This is a genomic window from Proteiniphilum sp. (genome assembly GCF_040307845.1).
In the GTDB taxonomy this organism is placed as follows: Bacteria; Bacteroidota; Bacteroidia; order Bacteroidales; family Dysgonomonadaceae; genus Proteiniphilum.
Window position 1 is genome coordinate 32,501 of sequence record NZ_JAWRIS010000054.1, and the last position, 9,326, is coordinate 41,826.

The window sequence follows — 9,326 nt, forward strand, 5'->3', positions numbered from 1 at the left end:
AAATTTTTTTAGTTAATAACATAGTGAGATTTAACTTAACCGTTCAAGTAAGGAGATAGGTCATGAGAAAAATAGCGATAGGGATAGTTTTTAGTCTTGTCTTTTTGAGTTCATGTATGAATGAGCATGTAACGATTTCAGATTTGCGGTGTGAATATTTGAAATCACCCGTCAATATTGATGAACAAAATCCACGGTTTACATGGACTTTCCAATCGGATAGGGGTAGTTTTGTACAGAAAGCCCATAAATTGGATATGGCAGTTTCTAAGCAAGCTTTAAATGAAAATGTACTATTTTGGACATCAGGTAAAATATCAGGTAATACAAATCGGGTAGAATACACAGGTGAAAAAAACTTAGAGTCGAATACAAAGTATTATTGGCGTATCTCCTCATGGAATAATAACGATAATATTTTTGTATCTGCCGTAGATAGTTTTGAAACGGCAATGATGCATACGTCAGACTGGGTTGCTCAATGGATAACGGATAGGAATGATAAATCGTTTGGACCCGCTCCTATGTTTCGAAAAACCTTCGATGTAGAAAAAGAGATTAAATCGGCCAAACTCTATATAAGCGCTGCTGCCTATTATGTATTATATGTAAACGGAGAGGCTCCGAATGACATAAAACTAGACCCCGGATATACACATTATGATAAAAGAAATTTGTATTCGACTATCGACATTACAGAATCACTTCGAAAAGGAAGAAATGTTATAACGACTGTTTTGGGAAATGGTTTTTTTAATGCAGATGCTCCGGTCGCTACATGGGATTTTGAAAAGGCGCAATGGCGTGACAGGGCAAAGATGATAATGGAGATCCATGTGGGGTATATAGATGGAACTTCCTTGATAATACCGACAGATGACACATGGAAAACCTCGATAGGCCCCCATATATATAACAACATATATAGTGGAGAAACATATGATGCTCGTAAAGAAATCCCAAATTGGAATAATCTTCAGTTTGATGATAGCAAGTGGAATTATGCCATATTAACGAGTGTCCCATCCCCCCTGCTTGTGTCACAGACTATGCAACCGATGCGTGTGACAAAAGAAATACCAGCGGTCTCTATGCAGTCATTTGGTGATACCATTTATGTTTTTGATATGGGAATCAATCTTACCGGAGTTTGCAATATAAAGTTAAGCGGCAAGGAAGGGACAAAAGTAACGCTTACCCATGGTGAACTCTTAAAGGATAATGGCCGGTTAGAAATGAGAAATTTAGATATTTATTATAAATCGATTAAGGATATTGAATTTCAGACAGATACATATTATATGAAAGGTGAAGGAGAAGAATCGTTCACACCTGAATTTACTTATCATGGATTTCGTTATGTCGAAGTTAAATCCGATGCTCCTATTACTTTGAAACAGGATGATTTATCAGCTCTTTATATACATACCGATTTGGAAAAAGTGGGGCATTTTAGCTGTTCAAATGAATTATTAAACAAAATATGGGAAGCCACAAACCGGTCGTATGTAAATAATATCCACAGTATTCCTACCGATTGTCCCCAGCGTGAAAAAAATGGATGGACTGCGGATGGACATGTGGCTATAGACTTGGCCTTATTAAATTATGATGGAATTAAATTCTATGAGAAATGGATGGATGACTTTATCGATAATCAGAGACCGGAAGGCAATATTTCCGGCATAATTCCGAGTTCGGGTTGGGGGTACGATGATTGGATAGGACCCGTATGGGATGCGGCATTATTCATAATACCTGATGCTTTGGAAAGATATTATGGAGATACAAGAGCTATCCATAAAGTGTATGATACATGCAGAAATTATTTGGATTATCTCAAGAACAGAGAGGATGAGAATGGAACAGTAACCTATGGTATCGGGGATTGGGTATACTACGATACTCAAACACCTACAGATTACACTACCTCATGTTTCTATTATTGGGATAATCTCTTAATGGCCCGTTTTGCAGAGATAACAGGAAATTCCAGTGAGCCTTATAGAAAGAAAGCCGGGAATTTAAAGATTTTCATCAATGAAAAATATTTCAATCATCAAACCGGTATTTATGCCAATGGCTCACAGACCGCTCAAGCTGTGGCGCTTGCCTTTGGAATTGTCCCGGAAAAATATGAAAGAGAGGTTGCGGAGAATTTGAATAAAGCCATTATAGAGAATGATTATCATTTGGACTTTGGCGTATTGGGGAGCAAATATGTCCCAAGAATGTTATCGAAATATGGCTATGCGGAAACGGCTTATATGATGGCTACTCGAGAAACAGCCCCTTCATGGGGTAACTGGATAAAGTTAGGATTTACCACCTTGCCCGAAACCTGGGTTTTATCTCCTGATTTTCGTGATGCATCGATCAACCATGTGTTTTTGGGGGATATAAGTGCCTGGATGGTAAATACGCTGGCTGGAATAAATTATGATGCTGAAAATCGAGGATTTGAAAAGATTATTATAAAACCCGACTATGTTGAAGACCTCTCATGGGTAAAAGGTGGATATAAGTCCGTGAAGGGTTTGATTAAATCAGAATGGAGACGGGAAGGTGACAAGATTAAGCTTTCTGTCACTATCCCAGTAAATACCAGAGCAACTGTCTATACTGATAGAGTAATAGAGATCGGAGGAGGCTGTCACGAATTTATATTTAATCATTAATGATCACAATAATCATTCGTTCTGCCTATTAGCTTACTTCTTCATGTTAATTTGAGTGTCTAACAATTATATAACATATTGCCTATGGAATGTTGAAAATTACCAGGAAATTTTAAAGGTAGAAATATCTTTTCGTTTAATCATGGCGGAGTGAGTTCCGCAAGTTGAAAATACTAATGTAAATATCTGTTGATAAAGCAGATCATCTTATTTTCTTTTTTAAACTTTTTATTTTTAAATATTCGTTATTATGAAACACAGTTTTTTCTTATTGGCATTTTATGGGTTCTTATCATTTTCAATATATGCTAAGGCGTTGAATGTCCAAAATCCTTCTGATTGGCCAGAAAACACATCGGGAGGGAAAAGTGAACGTGCCGCCATTGATCAACAACAGAAAGAGACCGTCAGAGGAAAAGTTGTTGATATCAATGGAGAATCAATTATTGGGGCATATGTGATTGAACAAGGGGAACCTAATAATGGTACAATCACAAATGTTGACGGGGAATTTTCCCTTTCTGTTAAGAAAAATGCAACGCTGGAAATTTCCTACATTGGCTTTGTATCCCAGCAAGTGCAACCAATCCCGGGAGAAAGGATTGTCATCACATTGATTGAAAATCTCGAAGTTTTGGATGAGGTTGTTGTGGTTGGATACGGGCAACAGAGAATAGCTACTGTAACAGGAGCTGTATCTCAAATTAAATCGGATAAGATTACTGTAGCTCCTATTGCCAATGTCACGAATATGCTTGCAGGGCAATTACCTGGTCTGATTACGAAACAAACATCAGGTATTCCTGGTGCGGATGATGCCAGCTTAAATATCCGTGGGTTTGGGGCTCCGTTGGTTATCGTGGATGGTATTGAAACCAGTTTGAGCAATTTAGATACCCAGCAAATTGAAACGATTTCTATCTTAAAGGATGGAACCGGCTCCATTTATGGTGCGCGGGCAGGTAATGGTGTTATTTTGATTACTACCAAAAGAGGAAAACAATCCAAACCGACAATAGCTGTCAATAGCTCATTGACGTTGCAAGGATCCACAAAAGTCATTAAACCTGCAAGTTCAGCTGAACGGGCACAATACCAAGTCGATTTATGGCTTAATACAGGTAAGGATCCAAGCTTGGTTCCTTTTACCCAAGAGGAGATACAAAAATACAAAGATGGTACTGATCCCAGGTATTTGAATACAGATTGGTTTGATGCTTCCATTCGAACGTTCGCTCCACAGCAAAACCATAATGTAACGCTTTCGGGAGGTACTGAAGACATTAAATATTATGGCTACTTTGGCTATAATACGCAAGAAACTATTTTGAAGAAGAATGGAGGAAATTATGATCGTTATAATTTTCAGGTTAATCTGGATGCGAAAGTGACAGACCAGATTTCCGTTGGAATGGATGTGCAACATTTTAAAGAACAACGTTATTACCCCTCAGGGGCTGACGGTGTAGGGACGAATAATAATTTCTGGCGAGATTTGATTTATGCAGCTGATCCTACTTATCCTTTAACATTACCTGATCCAACCAAATATTCTTATGCCGGAATTCCTTACGGTAACCCGATATGGGCTACTAACTCTGAATTAAGTGGTTATCAAAATAGACAAAATAATATAACCCAATTTAAAGGAGATGTGAAATATGATTTTCGGTTTGTTCCCGGATTGAATGCGAAAGGAAGTATTATTTACAGGAATAATGACTATGATCAAAAAGTTGTAAAGGATCAGGCAGAGTTTTACACTTACAATGCGGAAGCAGATTTATACACACATGTTCGTAATTCACAAGACCCTCTCTTTTTGAGTAGAGCCAATAGTAATAATTCGAAATTAGTCCAACAATATTCGTTGAATTATAATAATACATTTTTTGATGCACATACAGTTGCCGGAATGTTTCTCTATGAATATCAGTTGGAAAAAAACAAAAGCTTTAATGCTTCACGTAGTGGATTTCAATCAATGGCATTAGAAGAATTATTTGCCGGTGACCCTACTACGGCAGCCAATAATTCGAGTAGCAGCAGTCTCGGACGTATCTCTTGGATTTGGCGGTTGAATTATAGTTATTTGGATCGATATATGCTTGAAACGATCATGCGTGCAGACGCCTCTTCTCGTTTTGCAAAGGGGCATAGATGGGGATATTTCCCAAGTGTATCGTTGGGATGGAACATTGCAAGGGAAGAATTTATGAATCAGTTCAATACATTTGATAATTTAAAACTTCGCATGAGTTATGGGGCGTCTGGATATGATGCCGTGGCTAATTTTGCTTATCTGGCAGGATACTCATATGATGCTACTTACACAATGGGAGACGCGTTGATTTCCGCTTTAGTTCCTTCAAGTTTGGCTAATATTTCTTTAACCTGGGAGAAGATGTCAGTTTATAATGTTGGTCTTGACTTTTCATTGTGGAAACGTAAATTGTATGGGGAGGTTGAATATTTCTATCGTGAGCGTACAGGTGTTCCGGGTACCCGTGTACAATCATTGCCTTCTACTTTTGGGGCAGCACTGCCACAGGAAAATCTGAACAGCTTGAGTACAAGCGGTTTTGAATTGAGACTGGGAACTATTGGAAAGTTAGGGAAAGTTGGTTATGATATTTCAGGTAATATCGCTTATTCGAGATCCAAATGGATTGATTATGATGAAGCCGTCTATACGGATCCGGATGAAATCAGGCTATATAAAAATAGTGGGCGATATACTGATCGACGTTATGGCTATGTTTTTGATGGATTGTTTACCAGTCAACAAGAGATTGACGCATGGAATTATACCTTTGATGCATTGAATAATGATAATTCATCGCTCAGGCCGGGTGATGTGAAATATAAGGACTTGAATGGCGACGGGGTAATCAACTGGCGTGATCAAAAAGAAATTGGTAAAGGATCGACACCTCACTGGAGTTTTGGAGTCAACATGGGTTTCAGATATAAAAATTTTGACTTCTCTGCGTTGTTTCAGGGTGCATTCGATTATACCACTTATGTTGATTTATCAGCCGCCCCGATTGAAACTTATTACAGTAATTATTGGCATGAAACGAGAAATAACAGAGCTGACGCGCTATCATCAAGACCAGGAGGTTCATCAACAAACTGGTTCTACTCTGATTATCAGAATCATAATACTGCTTATTTGCGCTTGAAGAATATGTCTTTGGGTTATGAAATCCCGGCATCGGTATTAACCAAAATGGGAATTAGTAGATTTAGACTATATATTGCAGGTACTAACCTTTTTACCATAAGCTCTATCAGCAAGTATGGTGTTGATCCGGAAATGCCGGAAGGATACGGAGCTGGAGTATATTATCCGCAACAGTATACTATGAGTGTTGGTTGTAATCTTACATTTTAATTCGTACAAATTATGAAACGAGCATTATAATCATTATCTCACAAGTATATGATTAAAAGCGAGTTCCATATGATGCCTTTAAAATAAATATTTTAATCATATGAAAACAAAAATAAAAATAGCAATAGTAGCTTTGTGTATAATGACGTCTTGTTATGACGTTTTGGATCAATCTCCTACTGATCGATATTCCGATGCAGTGGTATGGAATGACCCTTATTTATTGAACGCACATTTGGCGGAGTTATATGCGAATACTCCTGTAATGATTCAAGATGCGATTGCATTGATGACGAGTTGGGATGGTGCACCTATGAACCGGGATGATAATAGTTGGGGTACTATTATGGGATTTAGTGCACAGATGGAAGGTACAGTCCGTACCCTTGAAATAGCAGATGAAGCCAAATATAACTTTGGAGCACAGGCGCACCTATTGGGTATGAAAAGGAACGGAATACAGTCCAATGGCAGAGAGCTTGAATGGTGGGGAAATTCTTATTATACCATCAGGCAATTGAACAATTTTATTGATAATGCTGCCAATTCGAGCATTGAAAAGGTTGAAGAACGCATAGGTGAGGCCCGTTTTTTAAGAGCTTTTTGTTATTTTGCTATGGCAAAACGGTACGGAGGAGTTCCTTTGATTACCGAAGTGCAAGAATTGGATGCAGATTCAACCGTATTATTCCCTAAAAGGAATACTGAAAAAGAGATTTTCGATTTTATCCTGCAAGAAACAGAAGAGATTTCCAGAATACTCCCTTCTACCACTGAAGCTGGCAGGGCCACCAAATGGGCCGCTTTGGCTCTTCGCAGTAGAGCTGCATTATATGCCGCAAGTGTTGCCCAGTTTGGGACACAGCAATTAAACGGCTTATTGGGATTTCCCGGTGGTGATGCAGCGCATTATTATCAGATATGTTATGATGCAAGTAAGGAAATCATCTCCCAAGGACCATTTCAACTTTATGACCAAGATGCGGATAAGGTCCAGAATTTTAAAAATATTTTCTTGAAGAAGGGTAATAGTGAAGCAATTATGGTCAAGCAACACTCTGGCCCGGGATTTAACGACGGTGGAACTAACAGATGGTCTTGGGATATGGTTGAATGCCCCCGGCCAAATGTATGGGGAGTAGGAAATTACCACGGGCCTTATCTGGAGATGGTGGAAGAATTTGAATTGATTGATGGTGGTTCCGGTGTGATTGATAAAGAATATGCAAAGAGTCGTTTGTGGACAATGGAAGAATTGTGGGGTGACCGGGATCCTCGTTTCTTCGCTTCTGTATGGACAAACGGAACCTCCTGGCCAGGTGCGGTAGGTGGTGTTCTGGGAGAAAACAGGATTGACATGCATAACGGGATTATATCAAAAGATGGCGAGTTAATAGATGGACGTTATGATACATATGAGGGCGTCCCGGCTGTGGGTGATCAATTAGTGCGTTTCAAGGAAGGAAATACGCCTAATACCGGTTTTGGCGTAATGAAATATCTCGACACAACGGCCAATAATATGAACTGGTTTTCTGAATCAACTACCGATTATTTGATCTTCCGCCTTGGAGAAATTCTGCTGAATTATGCAGAAGCAGCTTTTGAGTTAGACCAACCGGCTGAAGCTTTGGATGCTGTTAACCAAATTCGTGATCGGGCGGGGATAGCAAGATTAAGTTCTATTGACCGGGAAAAAATTCGTCATGAACGAAAAGTAGAGTTGGTGTTTGAGAATCATCGCTATTGGGATTTAAGACGTTGGAGAACAGCGGTTGAAACACTGACACGTACATATACCGGATTGCGTTATATGTATGATGCTGCTTCCGGAAAGTACCGGGTGGATTTTATTGATAATATAGACGGATCGAATGAAACACCTACTTTCCCTGCAAAGAATTATTATTTTCCTATCGGTCAAGGGCGTATTGCAGCTAATCCGAATTTAGTTGAAAATCCTGGATATTAAATATAGGATTTAAAAGAAATAAGCCTTATAACTATTTAATATTGAGTGTTCCGATAGTGACGATTAACGATTAAATATTTGTCAGTTATTTAAATAAATAATCTGGAAATTATCTCTATCGGGACATTAAAATTCTTACATGATGAAAAAAACAGCCATATTGTTGATGGCATTCTTTTTAACGTTATCGCTTTGTGCACAAGTTCGTTTGGCCAATATCTTTTCGGACAATATGGTGCTACAAGCGCATAGACCGATAAAAATATGGGGCTATGCTCCGGTTGGAGAAAACGTAAAAGTTGTAGTTGACGAACAAGTGAAAACTGTAGTTTCAGATGAAATGGGGAAATGGCAACTTCTGTTTCCCCCGATGGATTATGGTAAGGACGTGAAAGTGAAAGTTGTTGGCCGGCAAAATGAAATTGAACTCGAGAATGTATTGATTGGTGATGTCTGGCTTTGTTCCGGACAATCCAATATGGCCATGACGGTCAATGGAGAGGGAGGACAAGTCTATAATTATAAAGTTGAAGAAAGCAAGGCTAATTATCCTGGAATCCGCTCATTCAAGGTTATACCCAGTGTTTCTGTAAAAAGCGGCGTTGATGTGGATGGACGATGGGAAGTATGTTCACCTGAGACCGTCTCGAATTTTTCGGCTGTGGCATACTTTTTTGCCCGGGAAATACATCAAAAGAGAGGGATACCTATTGGTATAATCAATTCCTCATGGGGAGGCACTGATATAGAGACATGGATGAGTATGGATTCGTTTCAGCTTTTACCGGATCTGTTTACATCGAAATATAATAATGCAAAGGTGGAAGATATCGGAATAATTTTGGAGAATAATGAAGAGAAGAGAAAGGCTTTCGAAAGTGTAGTGGAAAATGATATCGGAGAGAAAGAAAAGTGGTATGCACCCGAATTTAATTCTGAATCGTGGGAATTCATGTCCCAACCCCAGGAATGGGGCAGTACTGCTTTAGCTTCGTTTGACGGAGTAGTATGGTTCAGATATCAGTTTATGGTATTAGAGGAAGATGCGAATCAGGCTGGAGTATTATCTTTAGGTAAGGTCGATGATAACGATGTAACATGGATAAATGGAATCAGGATCGGGGAAACAAAGGGAGCCGGAGTTGATAGATACTACCAAATACCCCAGGGAGTGCTGAAAAAAGGTGCGAATGTAATAGTCATCAAAGTGGCAGATGTTATTCGTGCAGGGGGACTTACCGGGAAAGAAGAAGATTTATACATCGAAACTACAGGTGGA

At 39.0% G+C, this 9,326-nt stretch carries 4 protein-coding genes; all 4 read left to right on the forward strand.

Annotation, left to right across the window (positions count from 1 at the left end; translation table 11 throughout):
- Positions 1–62 precede the first annotated feature (62 nt).
- The gene (locus tag ABV001_RS12615) at positions 63–2,678 is read left to right on the forward strand and encodes an alpha-L-rhamnosidase (protein WP_323423637.1); all 2,616 of its coding nucleotides are present in this window, start codon (positions 63–65) and stop codon (positions 2,676–2,678) included.
- 250 nt (positions 2,679–2,928) lie between these two features.
- On the forward strand, positions 2,929–6,075 hold the full coding sequence (locus ABV001_RS12620) for a SusC/RagA family TonB-linked outer membrane protein (protein WP_352423137.1): 3,147 nt from the start codon (positions 2,929–2,931) through the stop codon (positions 6,073–6,075).
- Between the two features lie 100 nt (positions 6,076–6,175).
- Positions 6,176–8,047: a RagB/SusD family nutrient uptake outer membrane protein gene (locus tag ABV001_RS12625; protein ID WP_352423138.1), complete on the forward strand. Its 1,872-nt coding sequence runs from the start codon at positions 6,176–6,178 to the stop codon at positions 8,045–8,047.
- 139 nt (positions 8,048–8,186) lie between these two features.
- The coding region (locus tag ABV001_RS12630) for a sialate O-acetylesterase (RefSeq protein ID WP_352423139.1) at positions 8,187–9,326 on the forward strand (1,140 nt) is incomplete at its 3' end.